The sequence below is a fragment of the Streptomyces sp. NPDC030798 genome, from assembly GCF_055572275.1.
The window spans coordinates 692,520-718,667 of sequence record NZ_JBVIDR010000001.1 but is presented as its reverse complement, the minus strand read 5'-3'; the positions used below and the strand labels follow the sequence as shown (position 1 = coordinate 718,667).

The window sequence follows — 26,148 nt, the reverse complement described above, 5'->3', positions numbered from 1 at the left end:
TGTCCGGGGCCGCCCGCGCCGCCGTACCCTGTACCCCGATGAGACGCCGTACCCCTCCCCCGCCCGCCCCGCTCCCGCAGCGGGACGGTGTCGACGCGGTGCGGGTGCGGTTGCCGTTCGGCGGCGCGTGGGGCACCGTGCGCGAGCATCTCGTGGAGCGGCTGTCGGGGGCCCCGGCGGGCGCGGTCGAGGCGATGTTCCGGGCGGGGCTGGTCGTCGGGGCCGACGGGCGGGCGGTGGCACCGGACGCGCCGTACCAGCCGGGGATGTTCGTCTGGTTCCACCGGGAGCTGCCCGCGGAGGTGCCGGTGCCGTTCCCGGTGGAGGTGGTGTACCGGGACGCGCACATCGTCGTGGCGGACAAGCCGCACTTCCTCGCCACCACCCCGCGCGGCACGCATGTCACCGAGACCGCGCTGGCCCGGCTGCGGCGCGAGCTGGGCATTCCGACGCTGACCGCCGCGCACCGGCTGGACCGGCTCACCGCCGGGCTGGTGCTGTTCACCGTCCGGCCCGAGGAGCGCGGCGCGTACCAGACGCTGTTCCGGGACCGGCGGGTGCGCAAGGAGTACGAGGCGGTCGCGCCGTACGACCCCGCGCTCGCCCTTCCCCGCACGGTGCGCAGCCGCATCCTGAAGGAGCGCGCGGTCCTGGCCGCCCGGGAGATTCCGGGCGAGCCGAACGCGGTGACGCGGGTGGAGCTGGCCGACCACCGGGAGCGGGACGGCCTCGGACGCTACCGGCTGGTGCCGGAGACCGGCCAGACCCACCAGCTCCGCGTGCATCTGAACGCCCTCGGCGTGCCCATCCTCGGCGACCCGCTCTACCCGGAGATCACCGCGCCCGGACCGGCCGGTGACTTCCGCCGGCCGCTGCAACTGCTCGCGCGCAGGCTGGAGTTCACCGATCCGGTCACCGGGGTGGAGCACGCACTTGTCAGCGGCCGGACTTTGGAGGCGTGGACCTCCCCGGCGCGCTGGGCGGGCACGGAGTCCTAGGCCCGGTCACTCTCCCCGCCACCAGCGCAGCATGCGCCGCCATACGTTCTCGCGGTGCGGGGCTTGCGCTGCCGCCGGTGCCGGAGGTGCCGCCGGCTCGGGTTCGGGGGCGGGTGGCGGCGTGGGGCGGGGCTCCGGAGCGGCGGGGGCCGGGTCGGTGCTGAGGGTGCCGACCTGCCAGGTGGAGCGCTGGGGCGGGATGGGCGAGGGGCTGGGCGGCAGTCCGGTGTCCTGCTGGGGCTTGGGTTCGAACCGCACCGGCAGCGCCACCAGGTGCCGCGAGGCGATCGACGAGCGCCAGGTCAGCTCCTCCTCCGCGCACTCCAGCTGGACGTCCGGCAGCCGGGTCAGCAGCGCGTCCACGCCGACGTCGGCGATGGCACGGCCGATGTCCTGGCCGGGGCACTCGTGCGGGCCGCCGCCGAAGGCGAGGTGGGAGCGGTTGCCCTGCATGCTGGCGGACAGGTCCGGGCGGATGCGCGGGTCGATGTTGCCCGGGGCGGGGGCGAAGAGCAGCCCGTCGCCCTTGCGGATGCGCTGCCCGCCCAGCTCGGTGTCCTGCTTGGCGAAGTAGCCGAGGACGGTGCTGAACGGCGGCTCGTCCCACAGCGACTGCTCGATGGCCTCCGGTACGGTCATCTGCCCGCCGTTGAGCCGGGCGCGGAAGCCGGGCTCGGTCAGGACCATGCGCAGCGCGTTGGCGAGCAGGTTGGCGGTGGCCTCGTAGGCGGCGAAGAGGACGAGCCGCAGGTGTTCGCGGACCTCGTCGTCGGTCAGCCCCGCCGGGTGGCCGATGAGGTGACTGGTGACGTCGTCCTCGGGCCGGGCGCGGCGCCGGGTGGTGAGCCGGCTGAGCGCGTCCATGACGTAGGCGTGGCTCTGGATGGCGGTCTCGGTCCCCTTGAGCGCATCGCGGGCGGACTGCACCATCCGGTCGTTGTACTCCTCGGGCATGCCGAGGATCTCGCACATGACGGCCATCGGCAGGTGCTCGGCGAACTGGGAGACCAGGTCGGCCCGGCCGCGCTCGCAGAAGGCGTTGACGAGTTCCTGGGTGTAGCGGCCGATGTGGCGGCGCATGCTGCGGTGGTTGATGGTCGACATGGCCCCCGTGACCGCCGCGCGCAGCCGCTGGTGCTCGTCGCCCTCGGCGTGCGAGCAGATGGGCTGCCAGGCGATGTGCGGCATGAGCGGATGGTCGGGCTTGACCATGCCCTCCTGCAGCGGGCTCCAGATCCGGCTGTCGCGGGTGTACTGGGAGGGGCTGCGCACCAGGTGCAGGTTCTCGGCGTGCCCGAGGACCACCCACATCGGTACGTCGTCGTGGAGCAGGACGGGCGCCACGGCGCCGTGCTCCTCCCGCAGGCGCTCGTAGAGGTCGCCGAGGTCCTCCGCGTCGGGGCCGTAGAGCCGGTGCAGCCTGCCGGGGCCGAGGCCGTGCGCGGGGCAGCCGGGCGGCGGGCCGGCGGTGGGGTCTGTACCGGTCAGGGACTGGGGTTCGGACGTCACAGTGTCGCTCCGGAACGGGAAAGGTAAGGGGTGGGGGCGGACGGGGATCAGGAGAGGGCGCCGGACAGGGCCAGGGAGTGCAGGAAGCGCATCAGGGTCATCAGCACGTCCTTGCTGGAGGCCCGGCGGCGTACGTCGCAGTCGATGATCGGGATCTCCGGGGCCAGGTCCAGCGCGGTGCGCAGCTCCTCGACGGGGTAACGCGGCGCGTTGGGGAAGGTGTTGACGGCGACGACGAAGGGCACGCCGCGTTCCTCGAGCCGTCCCATGACGTCGAAGCTGACCTCCAGACGCCGGGTGTCGACCAGGACGACCGCGCCGAGCGCGCCCTCGAACAGGCCGTTCCACAGGAACCAGAAGCGTTCCTGGCCGGGGGTGCCGAAGAGGTAGAGCACCAGCTTGTCGGTGATGCTGATGCGACCGAAGTCCATGGCCACGGTGGTGGCCGTCTTGGACTCGGAGCCGTAGTTGTCGTCGATCCCGATGCCGGCCTGGGTCATGGTCTCCTCGGTGGTCAGCGGTCTGATCTCGCTGACGGAACCGACCATGGTGGTCTTGCCGACGCCGAAGCCGCCCACGATCACGATCTTCACCGCGGCCTGGGCCGTGTGCGGCAGATGGTCCTCGGTACGGGGGCCGGGGATCGTGTCAGAGCCGTTGAAGTCCATGCATCACCGCTTCGAGGAGTGAACGGTCGGGGAGCGCCTGGCGGACGATCGGGGCGCGCGCCTGCACCAGTTCGGCCGTGATCAGCTCGGTGATCAGGACGGTCATCGCGCTGAACGGCAGGTTGAGATAGGCCGAGAGCTCGGCCACGGACAGGGGGGCGGTGCACAGCCGGAGCACGGCCGCCTCCTCCGGCGAGGCGGACGGCATGGGCGCGGAGCGCGCCACGATCAGCGTGACCAGGTCGAGTTCGGCCCGGCCGGCGTCGCCGGAGCCGGCGATGGTGTAGAGCCGCTCGAGATTGCGCAGTTCCCTGTCGCCGCCCTCGCCCTGCGGTGCCGCCGGGGGTGGGGGCGGGGGCGGCGGCAGGTGCTGCGGCCGGCGCCGTTTGCGTCGCGGAGGAGTCATACGGTCTGCCCGTTCCGCCGGGGCGGACTGGTGAGATGGGCTCCGATCCGGACCACGAGATCGCGCATCATGGCGCCCATCCGGCCGGGTTCGCAGGTGACGTCGGCGAGGACGGCGAGGTAGGCGTTGGCACCGGCGGACATCAGGTAGAAGTAGCCGCCGTCGATCTCGATGACCACGAGCTTCATGTCACCGGCGCCGGGGATCTCCTGGATGATGGCGCCGGCCAGGCTCTGCACGCCCGCGCAGGCGGCGGCCACCCGGTCGGCGGCGTCGGGGTCGCCGCCGTAGCGGGCGATGCGCAGTCCGTCGGCGGAGAGGACCACGATCATCTGGATGCCCGGCACGCCGTCGTTCAGCTGCTTGAGCATCCAGTCCAGGTTCGCTCGCTGCTGGATCACTTGAGGTTCCCCTCGTCGTCGGCCTCGGTGGGGGCGGCCGAATCATCGATCAGGTGCAGGTACGCGGTCGGGTTCCGCGTGAAGTCGGTCAGTTCGGAGGCGGTGGCGCCCTCGGGCATGCCCTGGCGCAGTCCGTCCCAGAAGGCGTCGACCCACAGGCCGGGCGGCCGGTCCATGAGCTTCTTGCGCTCGGGGTCGATCTCGGGCTCGGGCTCGGGTTCCCGCTTGGTCTGCGACCAGATGGTGGGCCGGCCCTCGCGCTCGGCGCGCTCGATGGCGGCCTGTTCGGCGAGCCGCTGGCTGAGGGGGGTCTTCACCCGGCTGCGGCGCTGCGGCAGCCCGCCCGCCGTCCACTCGGTGACCTCGGGGACGTCGTCCTCCATGGAGATCCCGGCGGGGATGCGGGGGCTGGTGGGGCGGCGCTTCTTGGGCGGGCGCTTGGGGCCCTCGACGGCGCCGAGTTCGGGGATCGGCACCGCCGTCGCGCCGATGCCGTGCGCGGCTCCGGCGCCGGGCTCGGTGGTGGTCATCACGCGGGGTACGACGAGGATGGCGCGGACGCCGCCGTAGGCGGAGGCGCGCAGGGAGACCTGCATGTCGAAGGCTTTGCAGAGCCGGCCGACGACGGCGAGGCCGAGGCGCGGGCTGTCGCCGAGGTTGTGCGCGTCGTCGCGCGCCATGGCGTCCGTGATGGCCTGCTCGATGCGGGCGCGGGACTCCTCGCTGAGGCTGACGCCGGCGTCCTCGATCTCGATGACGAGGCCGGTCTGCACCTCGGTGGCGGTGACATGCACTTTGGTGGTCGGCGGGGAGTAGCGGGTGGCGTTGTCCATCAGCTCGGCGGCTGCGTGCAGGATCGGCTCGACCGAGGTGCCCTTGATGTTGACGGTGACGATCGAGTTCAGCTCGATGCGCCGGTACTCCAGGATCCGGGACATGGCGCCGCGCAGCACGCTGTACAGCGACACGGGCAGGGGCCACTGGCGGCCGGGGCGGCCACCGCCGAGGACGGAGATGGAGTCGGCGAGGCGGCCGATCAGCGCGGTGCCGTGGTCGATGCGCAGCAGGTCGTCGAAGACCTCGGGGTTGCGGCCGTGGTCCTCCTCCATCTCGCGGAGTTCCTTGGCCTGCTGGTGGACGATGGCCTGGACGCGGCGGGCGATGCTGACGAAGGAGCGCTCGGTGGCGTCGCGCATCGAGATCTCGTGGTCGGCGCCGCGCAGCGCCTGGTGGATCAGCTCGCGCTGGGCCTCGGTCAGTCGCAGCTCGGGGTTGCTGTCGACGACCTTGCGCATCACCTCGCGCAGCGATTCCCCGGCGCGCAGCCGGTGCAGGCCGACAGGCAGGATGTCGGTGGCGAGGCGGGCGATCTCCGCGTCGTAGGCGGCGAGGCGGTGCTCCAGATACGCGGTGTGACGGGCGTGCTCGGCCTGTGCCTCGCGGAGTCTGCGTCCGCGACGGACGACTTCGCCCGCCGTGGCGAGGACCAGGAGCAGGCCCACGGCCCCGCACACGCCGACGGCGATCCGGGCCGTGGCCGGTACCAGGGCGACGGCGGCCCCGGTGGCCGCGGCCATCACTATGGCCGGCGGCAACAGGACGCGCGCATAGGGACGTTCACGGCCGCCGGGCGGCTTTCGGACACTCACCATGGATGCCTTCTGAGACGGGTCGGCTGGGTGTCGGGGGAGCTTTCGTGGGGAAGGTTCATGGAACTGATGGGATCTAATGGGTAATTGGGAACAGGCGCACGAATTCACCTCAACTCGGTGCGTCGCGGGCGAGCTTAGTCCGACCGGATCATCGCCGTGTCATATTCAGCAAGCACCTGAAATCACCCTGGAAGCAGGAGTACGCTCGACTCCATTTATACGATGCGCATATGTTCGAACACGGAATGTGACGACATACGGGCGTGCGAAAGTGACTCACCGTGATGAGTGAATCAAGGGGTTCGGGACGGATCGGGGGCGGGGGGGGGGGGGGGGGGGGGGGGGGGGGGAAGGGGTGTGGGGGGGGGGGGGGGGGGGGGGGGGGGGGGGGGGGGGGGGGGGCCTCCCCCCCCCCCCCCCCCCCCCCCCCCCCCGAGGGACGAGGGATCAGCCCACCGAGGAGTAGGCCACCACTCCGCGCAGAAGCTGGTCCACCGCCTTGCGCGCGGTCTTCGTCACCGTGGAGCCCTCCACCGGAGAAGCCGCCGCGATCTGGCCCAGCACGTCGATCACCTGCTTGCACCAGCGCACGAAGTCACCGGCCGGCATCTCCGCCTCGCGCAGCACCTCGTCGAGCCCCTTGCCGGAGGCCCACATGTACGCCGCCCAGGCGAAGCCGAGGTCGGGCTCGCGCTGGCCGACGCCCTCGGTCTGGTTGATCCGGAAGTCCTCCTCCAGGGCGTCCAGCCGGCCCCAGATGCGGACCATCTCACCGAGCGCCGCCTTGGCCTTGCCCGAGGGCAGCTTGGGCGCCATGGCGTCGTCGCCGACCCGTGCCTCGTAGACCAAGGCCGAGACGCAGGCGGCCAGTTCGGCGGGGGCGAGCCCCTCCCAGACGCCCTCGCGCAGGCATTCGCTGGCCAGCAGGTCCAGTTCGCCGTACAGCCGGGCGAGCCGCTTGCCGTGCTCGGTCACCTCGTTGCCGCGCAGGTAGTCCAGCTCGGTCAGCAGCGCGACGATGCGGTCGAAGGTGCGGGCGATGGTGTTCGTCCGGCCCTCGATGCGGTGTTCGAGCTGCCTGGTGTCGCGCTGCAGCCGGTGGTAGCGCTCGGCCCAGCGGGCGTGGTCCTCGCGGTCGTTGCACCCGTGGCAGGGGTGGGCGCGGATCGCCGTGCGCAGCCGGGCGATCTCGCGGTCGTCGGCGGCCTCGGAGCGCCGCTTGCGGTGCCGGTCCGGTGGGATGTGCCCGGCCTTGGTGCGCAGCGCCGAGGCGAGGTCGCGGCGGGACTGCGGGGAGCGCGGGTTGAAGGACTTCGGGATCCGCATCCGGTCCAGCGGCTCGACCGGCACCGGGAAGTCCATCGAGGCCAGCCGCTTGACCTGCCGTTCGGCGGTCAGCACCAGCGGGCGCGGGCCGTCGTGGTGGTCGAAACCGCGGTGGCCGTTGGACCGGCCGGCGGGCAGCCCGGGGTCCAGGACGAGGGCCAGGCCGGCGTACTTGCCCGTGGGCACGTGGATGACGTCGCCCGGCTTGAGCTTCTCCAGGGCGACGGCGGCCTCGGCGCGTCGCTGGTTGGCGCCCTGCCGGGCCAGCTCGTTCTCCCGGTCCTTCAGCTCGCGGCGCAGCCGGGCGTACTCCTCGAAGTCGCCGAGGTGGCAGGTCATGGAGGCCTTGTAGCCGGACAGGCCCTCCTCGTTGCGCTGCACCTGCCGGGAGATCCCGACGACCGACTTGTCGGCCTGGAACTGCGCGAAGGAATTCTCCAGCAGCTCGCGCGAGCGGTGCCGGCCGAACTGCTCGACCAGGTTGACCGCCATGTTGTACGACGGCTTGAAGCTGGAGCGCAGCGGGTAGGTGCGCGTGCCCGCGAGTCCCGCGAGGTGCTCGGGGCTCATCCCGCGCTGCCAGAGCACGACGGCGTGGCCCTCGACGTCGATGCCGCGGCGCCCGGCTCGGCCGGTGAGCTGGGTGTACTCGCCGGGGGTGATGTCGGCGTGCTGCTCGCCGTTCCACTTGACGAGCTTCTCCAACACCACCGAGCGGGCGGGCATGTTGATGCCCAGGGCGAGGGTCTCGGTGGCGAACACGGCCTTGACCAGGCCGCGCACGAACAGCTCCTCGACGACCTCCTTGAAGGTCGGCAGCATGCCGGCGTGGTGGGCGGCGATGCCGCGCTCCAGGCCCTCCAGCCACTCGTAGTAGCCGAGGACGTGCAGGTCCTCGGGCGGGATGGAGGCGGTGCGCTCCTCGACCAGGGCGCGCACCCGCTCCCGAGCCTCTTCGTCGTTGAGCCTGAGACCCGCGTAGAGGCACTGCTGGACGGCGGCCTCGCAGGCGGCGCGGCTGAAGATGAACGTGATCGCCGGGAGCAGTCCCTCGGCGTCCAGGCGCTCGATGACCTCCGGACGCCCCGGGGTCCACACGCGGGAGCGCTGTCTGCGCTCGCGCTCGCGGTCGGCCTCGCGCATGGCACGGCCGCGCCGGCGGTCCTGGTACGACGGCCGGGTCGCCTCCATGCGGGCCAGGCGCACCAGATCGGGATTGACGGCCTTCCGGTGGCCCTCACCCTCCTCGAACAGGTCGTACATCCGGCGTCCGGCGAGCACGTGCTGGAACAGCGGCACGGGCCGGTGCTCGGAGACGATCACCTCGGTGTCGCCGCGGACGGTGTCCAGCCAGTCACCGAACTCCTCGGCGTTGGACACGGTCGCCGACAGGGACACCAGGGTCACCGACTCGGGCAGGTGGATGATCACCTCTTCCCAGACGGCGCCGCGGAAGCGGTCGGAGAGGTAGTGCACCTCGTCCATGACCACGTAGCCGAGGCCCAGCAGGGTCTGCGAGCCGGCGTACAGCATGTTCCGCAGGACCTCGGTGGTCATCACGACCACCGGGGCGTCGGGGTTCACGCTGTTGTCTCCGGTGAGCAGCCCGACCTTCGCCGTGCCGTAGCGCCGGCACAGGTCGGCGTACTTCTGGTTCGACAGCGCCTTGATCGGTGTCGTGTAGAAGCACTTCTTGCCCTGGCGCAGGGCGAGGTGGACGGCGAACTCGCCCACGATCGTCTTGCCCGAGCCGGTGGGGGCGGCCACCAGCACGCCCTTTCCCGCTTCGAGTGCCTGGCAGGCCTCGATCTGGAAGGGGTCGAGGCCGAAGTCGTACATCTCGCGGAAGGACGCGAGGGCGGTGGCCTGCTCGGCTGCCCGCCTGCGGGCTGCCGCGTACCGCTCGGCCGGTGAGAGGTCCTCTGTCATCGTGCTTTCGAGCGTACCGGGCCCCACTGACAACAGGACGATCATTATCCGGAACGGGGACCGTAGGCGAAGACGGCTGCCCCCGGCCCTTCCGGTGCGCGGAAGGGTCGGGGGCAGCCGTGGGTGGGCCCGGTGTGGATCAGGTCACGTCGTCGTAGCCGTTGACGCGCTCCGTGGTCGCCTGCTCGGGCAGGGCGCGGGCGGCCGGGACGGGTTCGACCTCGCCGATGTCCTCGGGGGTCAGGTCCAGCTCGGACGCCTCGTCGTCGCCGGGGCCCTCCGCCTCCCGGCGGGCCCGGCGCCGGTCGTTGATCAGCGCGATCGCCACGGCGATGAAGTACAGCCCCCAGATCGGCGCCGCCAGGGCCAGCATCGTCATCGGGTCGGGGCTGGGCGTGGCCACCGCCGAGAACGCGGTGATGCCGACGACCATGCCGCGCCACCAGCCGAACATGCGCCGGCCGGACAGGACGCCGGTGAGGTTCAGCATGACCAGCAGCAGCGGCATCTCGAAGGCGAGGCCGAAGACGACGATCATGCGGGTGACCAGGTCGAGCAGGTTGTCCAGCGGCAGCAGGTTCTCGGCGCTGTCCGGCGTGAGGTCGATCATGACCTTCGCCGTGGTCGGCAGCACGTGGTACGCGAGGTAGCCGCCGCCGAGGAACAGCGGGAAACCGAAGCCGACGAACGCGTAGGCGTACTTCTTCTCGTTGCGGTGCAGACCCGGCGCGACGAACGCCCACAGCTGGTAGAGCCAGACCGGCGACGCCAGCACGACACCGGCCATCAGCGCGACCTTCAGGGCCAGCGTGAACGGAGCGAGCAGACCGCTGACGGTGATGTGCGCGCAGTGGCTGTTCTTGGCCTTGGCCAGCTCCCCGAAGGTCTGCTGGCAGCCGACCTGGTCGAGCACCGGCTCGGTGACGAAGTTGATGATGTCGCGGTAGAAGAACGCCGCCACGATCGTGACGACCAGGATCGCCAGGACACCCTTCGCGAGCCGGTTGCGCAGCTCACGCAAGTGATCCACGAGTGGCATACGCCCCTCGGGATCCCTCTCCTTCTTGCGGGCAGACTTGAGCAACCCACATCCTCATCTCGTGCAGCGGACCGGTGGTACCCGGTCCTCGCGTCAGCGCTGGGTCGTGTCCGTCGGCTCGTTGACCGGCCGGGAGCTGGTCACGTCGCCGGGCGCGGCCTGAATCGTGCGCTGAGCGGGAGCGGGCTCCTCGGCGGGCTGGGCGGCGGGCTGCTTGCCCTCGTCCTTCATCGCCTTCGCCTCGCTCTTGAGGATGCGGGCGGACTTGCCGAGCGAGCGCGCCATGTCCGGAAGCTTCTTGGAGCCGAACACGAGGACGATCACCAGTACGAGGAGCAGCAGGTGCCACGGCTCAAGTCCGTTGCGGAACATAAATCTTCACCTTCTCACCGAGGCGGGGCGGCGGGGCTGTCCGACCGGCCGGACAAGTGTCAGACCATCGTGCTGGCAGCGATCGTAACGCCCAGGAGTGAACGTGGAACAATCCCCTTGCGTATTTCTCTGCCTGCGGACCGTGCCTCGTTCTCCGGGCCGCGATCTGCAGCGTACCCGGCCGGGCCGGGCAGGTGACAGGGCGAAGTGACCCGGATCGTACAAGGGTCGGCACTCACAGGGCGTCCGCGGCGCGGGCGGTGCTCACCGCCGCCCGCTCCAGGTCGTCGGCGGCGCGGTTGATCCGGCGTGCGGACTCTGCCACCTGCTGCCCGAGCCGCCGCGCCTCCACGAAGACCCGGACGGCGAGCACCCCCAGCACGGCGAGACCCACGAAACCCACGGCTACGGCGAACATCGGCCAGAACATGACGTCGACCCTAGACCGTCCCGAACCCGTCCTACACCGTCGAGTGCAGCCGCAGGGTGCGGACGCCGCCGCCGGTGAGCAGTTCGACGATGCGCTCCCCGGCCGGCTTGCGCACGGCGGCTCCGCAGTCGGGGCAGGTGAAGGAGTAGAACGTCGTACGGCTCGTGGCGCCGATGGCGAGGCGCAGGGCGCCGGCGGCGAGTTCGAAACGGCCCCGGCAGTCCGGGCAGCCGGCCTTGAACATCACCGGCACCACGCGTCTCATCCCGGCGAAGGCGGCCGCCACCGTCATCTGACCCACGCCGTCCTGCGTGCCGGACCCCGCAGACTCGCTCACAGCCCTCGCTCCTGACTGTCGGGAACACCGTGCACCGCCCGCGGCGGTGTGTCGTACGCCGCCAGGGCCTCCGCGGCCGCCCGGCGGGCGCTGTCGGCCAGCTCGGGCGGCGAGACGATCCGGCCGTCGCGGCCGAGCCGCAGGGCGAGCCGTCTCAGGGAGGCCGGATCGGGGGTGCGCAGAGTGATACGCAGCCCGCCGTCGGGAAGCTCATCGGCGCTGTCGTGCGGGTAGTACTCGGCCACCCAGCGGCCGCCGGGGCCGACGTCGACCACGACCTCCGGGTCCTCGGCGGCGGGCTGCACCAGCGCCTCGGACAGGTCCCGCAGCTCCACCTCGGGCGGCGCGGACGGCTCGTCGAGGATCCTGATCTCGGCGACCCGGTCGAGCCGGAAGGTGCGCCGGGCCTCGGAGCGGCGGCACCAGGCCTCCACATAGGTGTGGCCGACACTGACCAGCCGGATGGGGTCGATCTCGCGCTCGGTGACCTCGTCCCGGGCCGGCGAGTAGTAGCGGATCCACAGCCGGCGGCGCTCCGATATGGCCCGGTCGACGTCGGCGAAGACGCCTCCCTCGGACTCGAAGGTCACCGACAGCCGGGAGCTGGCACCGGCGGCCTCACCGGCGGCGGCCTCCACCTTGGCGGTGGCCCGCAGCAGGGCCTGCCGGTCGCTCTCCCTGAGGCCCGGGAGGGTGGACACGGCGCGGGCGGCCACCAGCAGCGCGGTGGCCTCGTCGGCGGCGAGCCGCAGCGGCTCCGCGGCCTCCTCGCCGAGCGCGGCCGGGTTGTGCCACCAGATGCGCTCGCCGTCGGTGTCGATGTCCAGCAGGTCGCCGCCGCGGAAGCTGGTGCCGCACATGGGCAGCAGATCGAGGTCGGCGACCAGCTCGTCCTCGGTGATGCCGAAGGCGCGCGCGACGTCCGCGATCCGCGCGCCGGGCCGCTCCCTGAGGTAGGTGACCAGGGAGAGCATCCGCCGGGTCTGGTCGATGGCGTTCACGGGCCTGACCGGTTTGCCTGCCATTGGTTGTGCTCCGCTCCCCCTCAGCCCTTGGCCACGGCACGCAGCCGGTCGACCACGTCGGCGCGCAGCTCGGCCGGCTCCAGGACCACCACGTCCGGCCCGAACTCCACCAGCCAGGCGTCCAGGCCGTGCCCGTACGGAATTTCCAACTCGTCCCAGCCGTCGCCGAGTTCCCGCACCCGGGTGGCCTTCGCCCGAAGGGGGTAACCGGCGCCGGAGCGCAGCCGGATCAGCGCGGTGCCGTCGGCGATCTCACCGGCCCAGCTCGCCACGGTCTCGCGGACGGTGACGACGTCGGGCACCGGTGCGGTGAAGCCCGTGCCGCGGGAGCGGACCCGGCCGGTGATCCGGGAGAGCCGGAAGACGCGCTCGGCGCCCCGGTCGCGGTCGAAGCCGGCCAGGTACCAGTGGCCGCGCCAGCACTCCAGCGCCCACGGTTCGACGTGCCGGGGCTCGGGGTGGGCGGCGGAGGCCTTGCGGTAGTCGAAGACGACCGGGCGGCGGTCGCGGCAGGCCAGCATCAGCGGCTCGAACGCGGCCTCGTGCACGGGGATGCGCGGCTCCAGGGCGCCGTGCGCCTCGTAGGGGTCGACGTCCTCGGGGAGCCCGGCGGCGCGCAGCTTCTGCAGGGCGCCGCTGGCCGCGCCGGCGAGGCGGGCCTGCTGCCAGACCTTGGCGGCCAGGCCCAGCGCGGCGGCCTCCTCGGCGTCCAGGGTGATGGGCGGCAGGCGGTTGCTGTCGCGGCGGGCGAGATAGCCGACCTCGCCGTCGATGTTCTCGACGGTCTCGATGACCAGGCCCAGCTCGCGCAGGTCGTCCTTGTCCCGCTCGAACATCCGGTTGAAGGAGTCGTCGCTCGCGGCCGCGCCCTGTCCCGGCCTGGAGGCCGCGCCCTGTCCTGGCCTGGACGCCTCGACGTATGCCTCGATGGAGTCGCGCAGCTCGCGCTTGCTGAGCGGCCGCCGTGTGCCGAGCAGGCACAGCGCGAGGTTCATCAGCCGCTCGGCCTTGGCAATGGCCATCGACGCCCTTCGCCTTCCCTGTGGTGCTTCCGATCGATGACCGTACCGCTCCGGGGTGTCGCGGCAAAAGCCGGAGCCGGGAAGGCGGCCCGATGCGGACACGGGACGACACGGGGCGTCGTGCCCGCAGGGCCCGCGCGGACAGCACGGGCCCTGCTTCGACCAGGTTCGGTCAGCGCTTGCCCACGCCCACCAGGTCGCAGACGAAGATCAGGGTCTCGCCCGGGGCGATCCGGCCGCCGGCGCCGCGGTCGCCGTAGGCGAGGTGCGCGGGGATGGTGAGCTGGCGGCGGCCGCCGACCTTCATGCCCTGCACGCCCTTGTCCCAGCCCTGGATGACCTGGCCGACGCCGAGCTGGAAGTCCAGCGGGGTGCCGCGGTTCCAGGACGCGTCGAACTCCTCGCCGGTGGAGAACGCGACGCCCACGTAGTGGACCTTGACGATGTCCCCGGCCTCGGCGACGTCGCCGTCGCCCTCCCAGATGTCCTTGATCTCGAGGTCGGCCGGCGGCTCGCCGCCCGGGAAGTCGATCTCGGGCTTCTCGATGCTCACGTCAAAAGCTCCTGCTGGTGTACGACACGAAACACGGACAGTCTGTCATCCCCGCAGGTCTGCCGCCCGCCACGGAGGCCGTGGCGCGGCCCCCGCTACATCGCGGCGAGGATGTCCACCGAGAACACCAGCGTGGAGCCCTTCTGGACGACGCCGCCGCTCGGCGGGGTGTTGCCGTAGCCGAGGTCCGGCGGGATGACGATCATGACCCTGCTGCCGACCTTCTTGCCGGTCAGTCCCTGGGCCAGGCCCTTGACGACCTGCTGCATCTGCTCGAGCGAGAACTGGGCGAGCCGTCCGGAGCCGTAGGTCTGCTGGAAGGTCTTGCCGCTCGCCCAGACGACGCCCTTGAACTGGCACAGCACGGTCTGGTCCGCCTTGACCGCGGGGCCGTCGCCCTCCAGGACGTAGGTGGACACCAGTTTCTTGGGCGGGGCGGCCTTCTTGTCGATCTTGATGTCGGGCGCCTTGCCGTCGGTGTTGGTGCCGACCGTCGGCAGGGCGGCGTCGTTCTGCGGGACGGGCTTGCCCTTGGCGGAGCTCTTGGAGTTGAAGGAGTCGATCACGTCGATCACGAACACCAGCGTGTCGGTGCCCTTGATGCCCGCCTGCGAGTTGCCGGACTTGCCGTAGCCCCAGGTGGGCGGGACGGCGATCTGGACGCGGCTGCCGCTCTTCTTGCCCGCGAGCGCGTAGCGCCAGCCGTCGATGATGCTGCCCTGGGCGAGCTGGATGACCAGCGGGCGTCCCCGGTCGTAGGAGTTGTCGAAGACCTTGCCGCTGCTCCAGATCTGGCCCAGGTAGTTCGCCTGGATGAAGTCGTTCTCGGCGACCGTGCTGCCGCTGCCCGCGATGACCGTCTTGACCGCGAGGTCCTTCGACGGGTCGCCCTGGCCCTTGGCGACGGTCGGCTTCTCACCGAACTTCGTGCCCGCCGTGATCGCCGGAAGCGGCCCCTCGACGATCTTGGGCGGAGGCGGGGCGGACACCGAGGGCGACGGAGAGGCGCCGGCCTTGCTCGAGTCGGACTTGTCGTCGCCGCACGCGGCGAGCGTGACCAGTCCTGCGGGGACAGCGGCGAGAAGGAGTGAGCGTCGGCGCACGGAAGAGCCTCGTAATCGGTCGGTCCTGCGGTTGGCGTGCGCGCAACTCTACGGTGCGGGACGGGCGCCGTACGGGAAACGTACGGCGCCCGTGTGGCGTTCCGGCATTTCGGTGCGGAAACACTTGACTCGGAAAGCTTCGTCACATTCCGGCGATGAGCTTCTCCACGCGGTCGTCCACCGAACGGAACGGGTCCTTGCACAACACCGTGCGCTGTGCCTGGTCATTGAGCTTGAGGTGCACCCAGTCGACCGTGAAGTCCCGGCGCTGTTCCTGGGCACGGCGGATGAAGTCGCCGCGCAGCCGGGCCCGAGTGGTCTGCGGGGGAACCGACTTGCCCTCGAAGATCTTCAAGTCGTTGCAGATCCGGGTCGCTTGTCCCTTCTTCTCCAGCAGGTAGTACAGGCCACGACGGCGGTGGATGTCGTGGTAGGCGAGGTCTATCTGGGCGACCCGCGGGTGGGACATGGTCATGTTGTGCTTGGCCCGGTACCGCTCGATGAGCTTGTACTTCATCACCCAGTCGATCTCGGTGCCGATCCGGTCCAGTTCCTCGGTCTCGATCGCCTCGAGGGTGCGGCCCCACAGGTCCAGGACCTGCGCGACCGTGCCGGTGCGGATGCCGCGGCGGTCGCAGAAGTCGACGGCCTTGTCGAAGTACTCGCGCTGCACCTCCAGCGCGGAGGCCTCCCGGCCGCTGGCCAGGCGCACCTTGCGCCGGCCGGTGATGTCGTGGCTGACCTCGCGGATCGCCCGGATCGGGTTCTCCAGGGTGAGGTCGCGCATCACGGTGCCCGCCTCGATCATGCGCAGCACCAGGTCGGTGGCGCCGACCTTGAGCAGCATCGTCGTCTCGGACATGTTGGAGTCGCCGACGATGACGTGCAGCCGCCGGTAGCGCTCGGCGTCGGCGTGCGGTTCGTCGCGGGTGTTGATGATCGGCCGGGAGCGGGTCGTCGCCGAGGAGACGCCCTCCCAGATGTGCTCCGCGCGCTGGCTGACGCAGTAGACGGCGCCGCGCGGCGTCTGCAGGACCTTGCCCGCGCCGCACAGCAGCTGCCTCGTCACCAGGAAGGGGATGAGGATGTCCGCGAGCCGGGAGAACTCCCCGTGCCGGGCCACCAGGTAGTTCTCGTGGCAGCCGTAGGAGTTGCCCGCCGAGTCGGTGTTGTTCTTGAAGAGGTAGACGTCGCCCGCGATTCCCTCCTCGTGCAGGCGTCGTTCCGCGTCCACCAGGAGTCCTTCGAGAATGCGCTCGCCGGCCTTGTCGTGGGTGACCAGTTCGGTCACGTTGTCACATTCCGGTGTCGCGTATTCCGGATGTGAGCCCACGTCGAGATAGAGCCGGGCGCCGTTTCGCAGAAAGACATTGCTGCTGCGGCCCCATGACACGACACGGCGGAAGAGGTACCGCGCCACCTCGTCAGGAGACAGGCGCCGCTGTCCCCTGAACGTGCACGTGACGCCGTACTCGTTCTCCAGCCCGAAAATGCGGCGGTCCATGACTGAACATTACGCCCGATCCCCTGAGCTGAAACGGGGTTCGGCAGCACGATTTGGATCATTTTCCGATGAAGCCGCAACAACCCCGCTCCACGCGGGAGCTGCGAGGACCCGTCCGGTGGCGAGCAGGACCAGCAGGGACACGGCCCCCGCGGCGCCCGGCAGCGCGAATCCCCACAGCGCGCCACCGGCCTGGACGACCGGGCCCGCCAGGCCCGTTCCGACGGAGGCTCCCACGGTGAACGTCGTCACCAGCCAGGAGAACGCCTCGGTGACCGTGCCGCGCGGCGCGTGCCGGTCGACAATGATGAACGCGCAGGCGATGCACGGCGCGAGGAACACCCCGGAGAGCACGGTGAGCAGCACCATGGCGACCGCGCCCGGCATCAGCGTCAGCGGCAGGTAACACACCGCCAGAAGCGCCACCAGCACCCGCAGCCGCCGCTCGGGCGCGCCGCCCCACCGGCGGGCGCCGTAGACGGTGCCGCCGATGAGCGCGCCGAGGCCGAGCCCGGCCATCATCCAGCCGTAGACGGCGTCGCCGCCGTGGCCGTCGGCGTACGACACGGAGGCAACGGTGATGGACCCGAGCGCGATCCCGACGAACAGGAAGGCGCCGAGCAGGGCGAGCAGGCCGGGCGAGCGCAGGGCGCCCAGCCAGTGGGCCTCGCGCGGGGCCGAGCGCCACGCGCGCGAGGGCGGCGAGAGCACCACGCAGAGCGCGCCGAGGACGCCCAGCACGTTCAGCACGAGCAGGGCCGCGCGCTCGTCCCACAGGGACACGCACAGGGTCACCAGCAGCGGTCCCACGGTGAACATGATCTCCTGCGCGACCGCGTCCATGGCGTACGCGGTGTGCACCTGCTCCTCGCGGCGCAGCACCGAGGGCCACAGCGCGCGCAGGCCGCCCTCCAGGGGCGGGGTGAACAGGCCCGCGGCGGCCACGGCGGCATGGGCGAGGGGCAGTGGGTCGGTGCCGCCGAGCGCGAAGACCGTCATGGCGAGGGCCGACAGCACGGCGGCGGGCAGCTGGACCCGGGGCTGGCCGTACAGGTCCACGAGCCGGCCCAGCACCGGCTGGCCGACCGCGTTGGCCACGCCGTACACCGCCGCGAGGGCGCCCGCCAGGCTGTACGTGCCGCCCTGGGCGCGGACGAACAGCACCAGGGCGATCGCAGCCGTCGCGTTGGGCAGGCGGCCCACCAGGGTGCCGGTGAGCAGCCGGAGCGCATGCCGCGCCCGGAGTATCTCCAGGTATCCCGTGGCCATGTGCCGCCCTTCCGTGGCTCGCCCGGAACGCCTCGACGCCCCGACGTGTTACGTATAACCCCGCCCGTCATACGTACCATGTGCGCTGTCACACGTCCAGGCGGACAACCCCGCCCCCACGACGCACCCCAGAGGAGCACCCCCACGGTGGCACGCAGCAGCACGCGCCCGACCAGCCGTGACGTCGCCCAGGCGGCCGGGGTCTCCCAGGCCGCCGTCTCCCTCGTCCTGGGCGACAAGTGGCGCGGCCGGGTCTCGGAGGCCACCGCCGCACGCGTCCGCGAGGCCGCCCGCGACCTCGGTTACCGGCCCAACCTCGCCGCCCGCAACCTGCGCCTCGGCCGCACCCGCACCGTCCTGCTCGTCGTGCCGGCCCTGACCACCGAGTTCTTCGCCGGCGTCTACACCGGCGCCGCGCGCGTGGCCGCCCGGCACGGCTTCGGCGTCGTGCTCTACCCCTCCCCCGAGGGCATCGGCCCCGCCCGCGACCCCTTCGCCTCCGCCTCCGCCGCCCTGGACGGCGTCATCGCCTCCTCGATGGCCGCCGACGCCCTCACCGCCATCCGCGGCGACCAGCTCCCCCTGGTCATGCTCGACAGCGACCCCGACGGCAGCCTCGGCGCCGCGACCGTCAACCTCGACATCGCCGACGGCGTCCGCCAGGTCGCCGACCACCTGCTCGGCCTCGGCCACCGCCGCATCCTGCACCTCGCCGCCGACATCCCGTCCTGGACCTTCGAGGCCCGCGCGCGCGAACTGGCCGCCCGCCTCGCCGCCGTACCCGGGACACAGCTGCGGACGGCGCGCGCCCCGATCTCCATCGACGGCGCCCTCACCGCCACCGAGGCCGCGCTCACCGCGCCCGGATCCCGGCCCACGGCCGTCGTCTGCGACGACGACAAACTCGCCGCCGGCGCCTACAAGGCCCTGCGCCGCCTCGGCCTCGCCGTTCCCGACGACGTCTCCGTCACCGGCCTCGACGACCTGGCCCTGGCCACCGCCCTCGACCCCGAACTGACGACGGTACGACTCGACGCCGAACTCTTCGGCGAACGCGGCATGGAAGCCCTCCTGGCCGTGCTGGACGGCCGGCGGCCCGCCGGCGGCGACATCCCGGTCCAGCTCGTCGTACGCGGCTCCACGGCACCGCCACCGGCCTAGGAGAGGCCACGGCATCCGGCGGCCCCTCCCGCGCCCCGGCGGTACCTCCCGCGCCCTTCGGGCAGGGGGTGCGTTCGACGGCACCGCCTAGGCGGCCGCCGCCGGCACCAGGCGCCGTACCGTCTCCTCCAGGCGCGGCAGGGCCCGCTGCCCGGCCAGCGCCACCGCGATCCCCGCCACGACACCGGCCCACGCCACCGGGCCCAGCGGCGTGCAGCCGAACGCCTGGCTCACCACCGGCGTCTCGATCAGCGCGACCAGCGCCAGGGCGGAGCCCAGCGACGTGAACCGCACGAGCGGGCTGTCGCGGCGGTCCAGCAGGGTCTGCGCCAGCTGCGTGCCCACCACCCCGCACAGCGCCATCGTGCTCGACCGGCGTGCCGTGCCCGGCGTGAACCGGCCGACCAGCCAGGCGGTCACCGCGCCCAGGCAGGTGGTCAGCGCACGGTGCCGGATCTGCCGGATCAACGGCTCGCCCAGGACTCCGCCGGCCGCGTCCTCCGGAGAGCGCGGCGCCGTCCGCGCGGCGGCCTCCTCGCCCGCTGTCGGCGTCACGGCCACCGCCATCGCCGGGAACAGGTCGGTGAACAGGTTCACCAGCAGCATCTGGCGCGTCGACAGCGGCGCCCGGCCCGACAGCAGCGTCCCCACCAGTCCGAAGCCGACCTCCCCGGCGTTGCCGCCGATCAGGATCGCGATCGCGTCCGCGACGCTGTGCCACAGCGCCCGGCCCTCCCCGACCGCATCGGTCAGCACGGTCAGGTCGTCGTCGGTCAGCACGATGTCCGCGGCGTTGCGCGCCGCCGCCGAACCGCGCGCGTTGATGCCCACACCGATGTCCGCCGCACGGATGGCCGCGGCGTCGTTCGCGCCGTCGCCCACCATGCCGACCACCCGGCCCGCATCCCGCAACGCCTCGACGACCTGAAGCTTCTGCTCCGGCGCCACCCGGGCCACCACCCCCGCGTCGCGCAGCATCCGCGCCCTGGCCGAGCGGTCCGCCGCCGCCAGATCGTCTCCGGTCACCACGACCGGATCCGCCGGCCAGCCCAGGTCACGGGCGATCGCGCGCGCCGTCTGCGGATGGTCCCCGGTGAGCATCACCGGCCGCACACCGGCCTCGTACAGCCCGTGCACCAGAGCCGTGGACGTCTCCCGCGCCACGTCCGACAGCGCCAGCAGGCCCGTGAACCGCAGTTCCCGCAGCGGCTCCTCCAGAACGTCCGCCTCCCGCTCGCCCTCGTCCAGCCGCCGCTCCGCGACCGCCAGCACCCGCAGACCGTCGGCCGCCAGTTCCTGGGCCGCCCGGGAGGCACGGGGGGACAGGTTCGCGCAGGCCGGCAGCACCGTCTCCGGAGCTCCCTTCACCACCAGGACCCGCGGCCCGTCCCCCGCCCGGCCGACGGCGGCCGCGTACCCACGGGCCGCCTCGAACGGCAGTCCCTCCAGCTGCGTCCACTCCTCGTCCGGGCCCGCCGCGTCCAGGACCGCCTCGTCCGTGGCGTGCACCGGCCGCTCCGAGCCGCCGTTCAGCCGCGGACACGCGCGTGCCGCCGACCGCATCGTCCGCGCCGCCGGCGCCTCACCGGCCGCGCACACCGCACCCTCGGCGTCCGACACCCGCACCAGGCGCAGGCGGTTCTCGGTCAGCGTGCCCGTCTTGTCGAAACAGATCGTGTCCATCCGGCCCAGCGCCTCCAGCGTGCGCGGCGTCCGCACCAGCACACCGTCCCGGCTCAGCCGCCGGGCCGCCGCCAGCTGCGCCACCGTCGCCACCAGCGGCAACCCCTCCGGCACCGCGGCCACCGCCACCGCCACCCCGCCGCTGACCGCCTCGCGGATCGGCGTACCGCGCAGCAGGGCCAGCCCCGTCACCGCGGCCCCGCCCGCCAGCGTCAACGGCAGCGCCTTGGCGGTCAGTTCCTGCAGCCTCGCCTGCACCCCGGCCGACGGCGGAATCCTGGCGGCCAGATGAACGGCACGGGCGGCCTCCGTACGCTCCCCCGTGTCCACCACCACGGCACGTCCCTGCCCCGCCACCACCGTCGTGCCCTCGAACACCATGCACCGCCGGTCCGCGACCGCGGCGTGCGGCGTCGGAGCCGTCTGCTTCTGCACCGGCAACGACTCCCCCGTCAGCGCCGACTCGTCGACCTCCAGCCCGTCCTCCCAGAGCAGCCGCGCGTCGGCCGGCACCACGTCGTCGCCCTGCAGCTCGATCACGTCACCCGCCCGCAGCCGGCCCGCCTCCACCGTGCGCGTCCCGCCGGCCGGCGCCTCCGCCTCGGACGGCGCCACCCGCGCCTTCCGCTTCTGCTCCGCCCGCAGCCCCGACAACGCCCGCTCGGCACGCAGCCGCTGCACACCCCCGACGAGCGCGTTCAGGTCCAGCGCGCCCAGAACCAGCAGGGCGTCCACCACCGACCCGAGAATCGCCGACGCCGCCGACCCCACCGCCAGCACCGGCGTCAGCGGATCGTGCAACTCACCGCGCACCGCCCGGCCCAGCTCCACGCCCCATCGCACGGGCGCGACCACCGGATGCTCCGACACCGTCCGCGCGACCCCGCGCACCGGCCCGGTCACCCCCTGCAACGGCGTCGGCTCCGCGGCTGCGGGCTCGTGCTCCAGCTGCTCCCGGGCCTCCCTCGGGTCCAGCTCGTGCCAGTGCACCCGGGGACGCGGGTGCGGCTCGGCGGCCAGCGCCACCCCCAACGCCGACCGCACTCCGGACAGCAGCGCACTCGCCGCGCCCACGTCCACCGGCGCATGGCGCATCCCCGGCAGCACCGCCCGGCGCCCCCGCCCGCCCTTGGACTCGCCCACCGCCACCAGGAGCCCCGACAGCGCGGCGCCCGACCGCGCCAGCGTCTGCGAGCGCCGCCCCACCGCCCGGGCAGCCGGAACCGCCAGCAGCACCCGCCACACGTCCCGCAGCCCACGCCGCGCCACGACGTCCGCGCCCCACACCACGGCCCCGCCGTCGTCCGCGAGCGCAACGGCGAGATCACTCCCCCGCAGCCCCGCCAGCACATCGCTCTCGTCCGACGACCGCATCCGGGCCACCGTGATCACAGCACCCTCGTCCCGGCGCAGCTCGTACACCACGTCGTCCAGCGGCCGACGGGCATCCACCACCTGATCCGCGAGCCCCGTGAAGTCCTCCAGCACCGGGTCGTCCACCAGCACCACCCGCAGCCCGGCCCGGCGCGCCGCGTCCAGCACCGGCTCCGTCCACGGATCCGCCCGTCCGTCCGCCGTGCGCAGCGCGCTCGGATGCAGCACCACCGTCCCCGCCGTCTCGAGCTGCCCCAACCGCTCCGGATCGCGCACCAGCACACCGACGCGGGCCAGCGCGCCCCCCAGCACCGCGTGGAAAGCTGCCGGGCCGTACCGGGCCGCCTTCGGGGAACCCGCCAGCACCGCCTCGGCCGCCTCGGCGACGTCGTGCTTCACCAGCAACGTCGCCGCCGCTCCCAGCACACTGCCCGTGGCCGCGTGCGAGGCGTACTCCTGCGCCGGCGTCGCCCGCAGCGGCGGCCGCCCCGCGTCCTCCGCACCGACCCCCACGCTCACCCGGTGCGGAGCACACAACTCGTCGTGCACCGCGTCGAACGCGGCGGCACGCGCCACCGCCTCCGCCAGCTGGCACACCCGCAGCGAACCGTCCAGCAGCAACGAGGCAGGACTCTGCCCCGCCCCGTGCGCCGCCGCGTTCGCGCACGCCAGCGCCAGATCCATCCCCGGCCCGCCGAGCCTGCGCCGCAGCGCACCCCGCACCCGCGGGTTCTCCCGCAGGAACGTCACCATCGCCGTCACCACCCGCGGCGACGGCGGCAACCGCAACGAGTACGCCGCCAGCCCCGCACCCGTGCCCACGACATCCGCCGCCAGCGCCGCCGCGGCCACCCGCACCCCGACCGGATCGGCGGGGTGCACGACCCCCTCCGTGCCCCCGTCCGCCAGCACCAGCCCGTGACGCTCCGCCACCTGAGCCACGTGCTCCAGCAGGTCGTCCGAGAGCCGGTCCTCGACCGCCGTGACCACCAGCCGCGCCAGCCCCTGATCCCAGTACGCCAGCAGCACGTCCGGATGCTCCTCGAGCGCCTCGGCCACCCGGCGCGCCAACTGCGCCGTCCCGTGCCGCGCCGCCTCCGCATGCGCCGGCCGCAACGCGACATGCTGCCGGGCGCCCGCCCGCCACCGGCCCGCCGCACCCGGCAGCGCGTTGCCGGCCACCCGCGCCGCCCGCACCGCCGCGTCCGCGCCGCGCACACCGGCACGCGCCGTACCGGCCATCGCGCCCGCCGCCGCCCCCACGACCGGGGCGGCCGCCCTCGCCAGCGCCCGGGGTGCCGCGGGCAGCAACCGCGCGACAGCGGACGGAGTCAACAAAGTGATCGTCATGGAGCGTCCTCAGCGATCAGGGAGGTCGGGCCAGGAAGTCGGGGGTGTGACGGTGGCGACGAGCCGAGCGGGTCAGCGCATCAGCGAGTCGTCCGATCGGGCCGGGCCGTGGGCCCCAGAGGACCCGGGTGCGCGCCGGGCGCACCCTGCTCCGGCGCCTCCGGCTTCCCCTGCGCCGGCCCAGCCGTGTGCGTCGCGGCCCGCAGCACCGCTTGGTCGTCCGGCTCGGCCGCAGGCGGCCGCACCCGCTCAGGAGACTCCTCGGCGGGCCGGGGCTGCGTCAGCCACGCCACCGCCGCACCGGTCAGCGCCACGGGCCACTCCACCACCCCCGCGACACCGAGCAGCCCCGCACCGGTGTACACCGCCATCCGGCGGCCCCGCGGCGACACCGCGCCCACCTTGTTCAGCGTGTCCTCCGCGGCCCTGGTCACCATCCCGGCGCCGGGCAACCGCCCCAGGACCGAGGCCGCGCCTCGCACCGGGGCAGTGAGGACCGAGGACGCCCTCTGCTCCGCCATGACACTCCCACCTCTCACCGCACCGAGGTCCTGTCGTGTCCCCCGAGTGCCCCCGACGGAGCCGGTCATCCACGCAGGTGGCACGACAAACGAACGCACCGCGCCCCGGCCGCGGAGACGGCCGGGGCGCGCAAGGTGAGGTGCCGGAGAGATCGCGGTGCTACGGGTGGACGGCGGCCTACTCCTCCTCGGAGCTCTCCGCCTCGGTGGCCGCGCCCTCCGCCTCCAGCAGACGGGCGAGCTGACGGCCGACGATGCGCTTGAACTTGCGCTTCTGCGGACGCGTACGGTCCAGCACTGCCACCTCCAGCCGCTCCGCGGGGATCTCCCGCTCACTGCCGTTGGTGTCCCGGGACAACGCCTGTACGGCCAGCTTCAGGGCCTCCGCCAGCGACATGCCGTCGCGGTGCCGCTGGTCCAGGAAGCTGCTGATCTGCTCCGCGTTGCCGCCCACCGCCACCGAGCCGTGCTCGTCCACGATGGAACCGTCGTGCGGCAGCCGGTAGATCTGGTCGCCCTCGGGGGTCTCCCCCACCTCGGCGACCACCAGCTCCACCTCGTACGGCTTCTCGGCCGCCGAGGAGAAGATCGTGCCCAGCGTCTGCGCGTACACGTTCGCCAGACCCCGGGCCGTCACATCGTCACGGTCGTAGGTGTATCCGCGCAGATCGGCGTACCGCACACCGCCGATCCGCAGGTTCTCGTACTCGTTGTACTTGCCGGCGGCCGCGAAACCGATCCGGTCGTAGATCTCGCTGAACTTGTGCAGCGCACGGGACGGGTTCTCGCCGACGAACACGATGCCGTCGGCGTACTGCAGCACGACCAGGCTGCGGCCGCGGGCGATGCCCTTGCGGGCGTACTCCGCCCGGTCGGCCATGGCCTGCTGGGGGGAGACATAGAACGGCGTCGACACCGGTTATCCGTCCCTTTCTGTCATGGTCACTGTGATCACCTCGAGAACAGCCGGGTCGCGCTCAGAGCAGGGCGGCCTTCGGGCCGTCCGGCTCCTCCAGACGCTTCTGCAGCACCGCACGGGCGAGCTGGGAGGACTCGTCCTCGGTCAGCCGGCGGAAACCGTCCTCGGTGATCACGGTGATGATCGGGTAGATCCGGCGGGCGACATCGGGACCACCGGTCGCCGAGTCGTCGTCAGCCGCGTCGTACAGAGCCTGGACCACGAGCGTGGTGGCCTGCTCCTCGGTCAGGTCGTCCCGGAACAGCTTCTTCATCGCACCCCGCGCGAAGATCGAGCCGGAGCCCGTCGCCGCGAAGTTGTGCTCCTCGGAGCGGCCGCCCGTCACGTCGTACGAGAAGATCCGGCCCCTCTCCCGGTCCAGGTCGTACCCCGCGAACAGCGGGACCACCGCCAGGCCCTGCATCGCCATGCCCAGGTTGGAGCGGATCATCGTCGACAGCCGGTTGGCCTTGCCCTCCAGCGACAGCTGGGCGCCCTCGACCTTCTCGAAGTGCTCCAGCTCCAGCTGGAAGAGCTTGACCATCTCCACGGCGAGACCGGCGGTGCCGGCGATGCCCACCGCCGAGTACTCGTCCGCCGGGAACACCTTCTCGATGTCCCGCTGCGCGATCACGTTCCCCATCGTCGCCCGGCGGTCACCGGCCAGCACGACACCGCCGGGGAAGGTGACGGCCACGATCGTCGTCCCGTGCGGCGCCTCGATCACCCCCTGTGTGGGCGGCAGCTGCCGTTTGCCGGGCAGCAGCTCGGGCTGGTGCTCGGCGAGGAAGTCCATGAAGGAGGAGGACCCTGGCGTCAGGAAGGCAGCTGGTAGACGCCCGGTGCTACGAGGATTGGCTTCCACGGGTTTCCTTCCAGGTAAGCAACAGCACGACGACCAACGTCGGGATCGTCCCTCAAGAGCCGATGGCCGAATTGCAGTTGAAGCACAGTACGCCACGGACCCTACCCGTCCTGCGGCAGTGATCCACATGCACAGCCGGGGCATCCGACCGATGCGATGGTTGCCACTCGACGGGGGCTGTGCGCGACGCGGACGCTGCCCGCGGCTTGTGCTGCTTGTGCCGCGAGCAGCGCTTCACGCACTTTTCGCTTGCCAACCCACCGCCCCCGCCACCTTCGATCCGAAGGCTAAAGCTACTCGCCGCCCTTTTGGACGAAGCTTCGAACGAAGTCCTCTGCGTTCTCCTCGAGCACATCGTCGATCTCGTCCAGGACGGAGTCCACGTCGTCGCTCAGCTTCTCGTGCCGCTCCTTGAGGTCCTCGGAAGCCTGGGCCTCCTGGGCCTGCTCCTCGACCTCCTCGGTGGAACGCGTGGCCTTCTGCTGGCCGCCGCCGGTGTCCTTGGTTGCCATAACCCTCACCCCGCTCAGATCGCCCGACATGGTCGTCAGGTCGGCATTCCTGCCGATCGGTGATGATCAGACCCTACAAGCCGGGTCCGACATCGGCCCCGCAGTTTCGAGAACGTACGGGGGCCACCTCGATGATTCCCGGGCGGTGGGATTTCCACCCTGCCCGCCCGGGGCGGTACGA

Annotated in this window: 23 protein-coding genes and 1 pseudogene; 2 read left to right on the top strand and 22 right to left on the bottom strand. The window is 72.2% G+C overall.

The features are described 5' to 3' along the window. The first annotated feature begins 38 nt into the window (after positions 1-38). Positions 39-998 carry a pseudouridine synthase gene (locus ACZ404_RS03290; RefSeq protein ID WP_468435557.1) on the top strand — a complete coding sequence of 320 codons (960 nt, stop codon included), beginning with the start codon at positions 39-41 and terminating at the stop codon, positions 996-998. 6 nt (positions 999-1,004) lie between these two features. Here ACZ404_RS03290 and ACZ404_RS03285 read toward each other — a convergent pair whose 3' ends face one another. The 16 genes from ACZ404_RS03285 to ACZ404_RS03210 form a co-directional block, all read right to left on the bottom strand. Beyond that, positions 1,005-2,507: a cytochrome P450 gene (locus tag ACZ404_RS03285; protein ID WP_468435556.1), complete on the bottom strand. Its 1,503-nt coding sequence runs from the start codon at positions 2,505-2,507 to the stop codon at positions 1,005-1,007. A gap of 47 nt (positions 2,508-2,554) precedes the next feature. Beyond that, entirely contained in the window at positions 2,555-3,175 is a 621-nt protein-coding gene (locus ACZ404_RS03280; protein WP_468435555.1) for a GTP-binding protein, read from the bottom strand. Next, a complete protein-coding gene (locus ACZ404_RS03275) occupies positions 3,156-3,581 on the bottom strand; it encodes a DUF742 domain-containing protein (RefSeq protein WP_468435554.1) in 426 nt (141 codons plus the stop codon). Before ACZ404_RS03275 ends, ACZ404_RS03280 begins: the two co-directional genes overlap by 20 nt. Further along, positions 3,578-3,982 carry a roadblock/LC7 domain-containing protein gene (locus ACZ404_RS03270; RefSeq protein ID WP_468435553.1) on the bottom strand — a complete coding sequence of 135 codons (405 nt, stop codon included), beginning with the start codon at positions 3,980-3,982 and terminating at the stop codon, positions 3,578-3,580. Before ACZ404_RS03270 ends, ACZ404_RS03275 begins: the two co-directional genes overlap by 4 nt. Then, positions 3,979-5,634, bottom strand: a complete 1,656-nt coding sequence (locus ACZ404_RS03265; protein WP_468435552.1) for an ATP-binding protein — start codon at positions 5,632-5,634, stop codon at positions 3,979-3,981. Before ACZ404_RS03265 ends, ACZ404_RS03270 begins: the two co-directional genes overlap by 4 nt. A gap of 447 nt (positions 5,635-6,081) precedes the next feature. After that, positions 6,082-8,934, bottom strand: a complete 2,853-nt coding sequence (locus tag ACZ404_RS03260) for a DEAD/DEAH box helicase (RefSeq protein WP_468435551.1) — start codon at positions 8,932-8,934, stop codon at positions 6,082-6,084. 94 nt (positions 8,935-9,028) lie between these two features. Continuing rightward, on the bottom strand, positions 9,029-9,973 hold the full coding sequence (gene tatC, locus ACZ404_RS03255) for a twin-arginine translocase subunit TatC (protein WP_468435550.1): 945 nt from the start codon (positions 9,971-9,973) through the stop codon (positions 9,029-9,031). A gap of 48 nt (positions 9,974-10,021) precedes the next feature. After that, a complete protein-coding gene (gene tatA, locus ACZ404_RS03250) occupies positions 10,022-10,300 on the bottom strand; it encodes a Sec-independent protein translocase subunit TatA (RefSeq protein WP_468435549.1) in 279 nt (92 codons plus the stop codon). A gap of 235 nt (positions 10,301-10,535) precedes the next feature. Beyond that, positions 10,536-10,730: a hypothetical protein gene (locus tag ACZ404_RS03245; RefSeq protein ID WP_468435548.1), complete on the bottom strand. Its 195-nt coding sequence runs from the start codon at positions 10,728-10,730 to the stop codon at positions 10,536-10,538. Between the two features lie 31 nt (positions 10,731-10,761). Further along, positions 10,762-11,022 carry a hypothetical protein gene (locus ACZ404_RS03240; RefSeq protein WP_468435851.1) on the bottom strand — a complete coding sequence of 87 codons (261 nt, stop codon included), beginning with the start codon at positions 11,020-11,022 and terminating at the stop codon, positions 10,762-10,764. 41 nt (positions 11,023-11,063) lie between these two features. After that, positions 11,064-12,092: a helix-turn-helix transcriptional regulator gene (locus ACZ404_RS03235; RefSeq protein ID WP_468435547.1), complete on the bottom strand. Its 1,029-nt coding sequence runs from the start codon at positions 12,090-12,092 to the stop codon at positions 11,064-11,066. 20 nt (positions 12,093-12,112) lie between these two features. After that, positions 12,113-13,114 (bottom strand): helix-turn-helix transcriptional regulator, encoded by a 1,002-nt coding sequence (locus ACZ404_RS03230; protein ID WP_468435546.1) that lies wholly within the window; start codon positions 13,112-13,114, stop codon positions 12,113-12,115. A gap of 172 nt (positions 13,115-13,286) precedes the next feature. Then, positions 13,287-13,667: an FKBP-type peptidyl-prolyl cis-trans isomerase gene (locus ACZ404_RS03225; RefSeq protein WP_468435545.1), complete on the bottom strand. Its 381-nt coding sequence runs from the start codon at positions 13,665-13,667 to the stop codon at positions 13,287-13,289. Positions 13,668-13,762: 95 nt separating this feature from the next. Next, positions 13,763-14,770, bottom strand: coding sequence for an FKBP-type peptidyl-prolyl cis-trans isomerase (locus ACZ404_RS03220; RefSeq protein ID WP_468435544.1), 1,008 nt, complete (start codon positions 14,768-14,770; stop codon positions 13,763-13,765). 142 nt (positions 14,771-14,912) lie between these two features. Beyond that, positions 14,913-16,274: a Pup--protein ligase gene (pafA, locus tag ACZ404_RS03215; RefSeq protein ID WP_061921237.1), complete on the bottom strand. Its 1,362-nt coding sequence runs from the start codon at positions 16,272-16,274 to the stop codon at positions 14,913-14,915. Between the two features lie 9 nt (positions 16,275-16,283). Beyond that, positions 16,284-17,543 carry an MFS transporter gene (locus ACZ404_RS03210; protein ID WP_468435543.1) on the bottom strand — a complete coding sequence of 420 codons (1,260 nt, stop codon included), beginning with the start codon at positions 17,541-17,543 and terminating at the stop codon, positions 16,284-16,286. Between the two features lie 147 nt (positions 17,544-17,690). On the opposite strand from ACZ404_RS03210, the gene ACZ404_RS03205 reads away from it, so the two are divergent. Further along, positions 17,691-18,704 (top strand): LacI family DNA-binding transcriptional regulator, encoded by a 1,014-nt coding sequence (locus ACZ404_RS03205; protein ID WP_468435542.1) that lies wholly within the window; start codon positions 17,691-17,693, stop codon positions 18,702-18,704. 87 nt (positions 18,705-18,791) lie between these two features. On the opposite strand, the gene ACZ404_RS03200 is transcribed toward ACZ404_RS03205, so the two are convergent. The 6 genes and pseudogenes from ACZ404_RS03200 to ACZ404_RS03175 all read right to left on the bottom strand — a co-directional run bounded on the left by ACZ404_RS03200 (position 18,792) and on the right by ACZ404_RS03175 (position 25,967). Continuing rightward, positions 18,792-23,111, bottom strand: coding sequence for an HAD-IC family P-type ATPase (locus ACZ404_RS03200; RefSeq protein WP_468435541.1), 4,320 nt, complete (start codon positions 23,109-23,111; stop codon positions 18,792-18,794). An 80-nt stretch (positions 23,112-23,191) separates the two neighbouring features. Continuing rightward, positions 23,192-23,632 carry a hypothetical protein gene (locus ACZ404_RS03195; protein WP_468435540.1) on the bottom strand — a complete coding sequence of 147 codons (441 nt, stop codon included), beginning with the start codon at positions 23,630-23,632 and terminating at the stop codon, positions 23,192-23,194. Between the two features lie 178 nt (positions 23,633-23,810). Further along, positions 23,811-24,548 carry a proteasome subunit alpha gene (prcA, locus tag ACZ404_RS03190; protein WP_468435539.1) on the bottom strand — a complete coding sequence of 246 codons (738 nt, stop codon included), beginning with the start codon at positions 24,546-24,548 and terminating at the stop codon, positions 23,811-23,813. A gap of 61 nt (positions 24,549-24,609) precedes the next feature. Continuing rightward, the gene (gene prcB, locus ACZ404_RS03185) at positions 24,610-25,455 is read right to left on the bottom strand and encodes a proteasome subunit beta (RefSeq protein WP_468435538.1); all 846 of its coding nucleotides are present in this window, start codon (positions 25,453-25,455) and stop codon (positions 24,610-24,612) included. Continuing rightward, a pseudogene (locus tag ACZ404_RS03180) lies at positions 25,407-25,597 on the bottom strand (endonuclease domain-containing protein); the annotation flags it as partial. The gene prcB and the pseudogene ACZ404_RS03180, both read right to left, overlap by 49 nt. Before the next feature lie 151 nt (positions 25,598-25,748). Continuing rightward, on the bottom strand, positions 25,749-25,967 hold the full coding sequence (locus ACZ404_RS03175) for a ubiquitin-like protein Pup (RefSeq protein WP_059248381.1): 219 nt from the start codon (positions 25,965-25,967) through the stop codon (positions 25,749-25,751). Positions 25,968-26,148: the final 181 nt, after the last annotated feature.

Bases quoted from the DNA above. Each gene is read 5' to 3' on its own strand.
- pafA (WP_061921237.1), bottom strand. From the start codon at position 16,274: ATGGACCGCCGCATTTTCGGGCTGGAGAACGAGTACGGCGTCACGTGC.
- ACZ404_RS03260 (WP_468435551.1), bottom strand. From the start codon at position 8,934: ATGATCGTCCTGTTGTCAGTGGGGCCCGGTACGCTCGAAAGCACGATG.
- ACZ404_RS03240 (WP_468435851.1), bottom strand. From the start codon at position 11,022: ATGACGGTGGCGGCCGCCTTCGCCGGGATGAGACGCGTGGTGCCGGTG.
- ACZ404_RS03210 (WP_468435543.1), bottom strand. From the start codon at position 17,543: ATGGCCACGGGATACCTGGAGATACTCCGGGCGCGGCATGCGCTCCGG.
- tatA (WP_468435549.1), bottom strand. From the start codon at position 10,300: ATGTTCCGCAACGGACTTGAGCCGTGGCACCTGCTGCTCCTCGTACTG.
- ACZ404_RS03200 (WP_468435541.1), bottom strand. From the start codon at position 23,111: ATGACGATCACTTTGTTGACTCCGTCCGCTGTCGCGCGGTTGCTGCCC.
- ACZ404_RS03275 (WP_468435554.1), bottom strand. From the start codon at position 3,581: ATGACTCCTCCGCGACGCAAACGGCGCCGGCCGCAGCACCTGCCGCCG.
- ACZ404_RS03235 (WP_468435547.1), bottom strand. From the start codon at position 12,092: ATGGCAGGCAAACCGGTCAGGCCCGTGAACGCCATCGACCAGACCCGG.
- ACZ404_RS03290 (WP_468435557.1), top strand. From the start codon at position 39: ATGAGACGCCGTACCCCTCCCCCGCCCGCCCCGCTCCCGCAGCGGGAC.
- ACZ404_RS03195 (WP_468435540.1), bottom strand. From the start codon at position 23,632: ATGGCGGAGCAGAGGGCGTCCTCGGTCCTCACTGCCCCGGTGCGAGGC.
- ACZ404_RS03245 (WP_468435548.1), bottom strand. From the start codon at position 10,730: ATGTTCTGGCCGATGTTCGCCGTAGCCGTGGGTTTCGTGGGTCTCGCC.
- ACZ404_RS03265 (WP_468435552.1), bottom strand. From the start codon at position 5,634: ATGGTGAGTGTCCGAAAGCCGCCCGGCGGCCGTGAACGTCCCTATGCG.
- ACZ404_RS03280 (WP_468435555.1), bottom strand. From the start codon at position 3,175: ATGGACTTCAACGGCTCTGACACGATCCCCGGCCCCCGTACCGAGGAC.
- ACZ404_RS03230 (WP_468435546.1), bottom strand. From the start codon at position 13,114: ATGGCCATTGCCAAGGCCGAGCGGCTGATGAACCTCGCGCTGTGCCTG.
- ACZ404_RS03175 (WP_059248381.1), bottom strand. From the start codon at position 25,967: ATGGCAACCAAGGACACCGGCGGCGGCCAGCAGAAGGCCACGCGTTCC.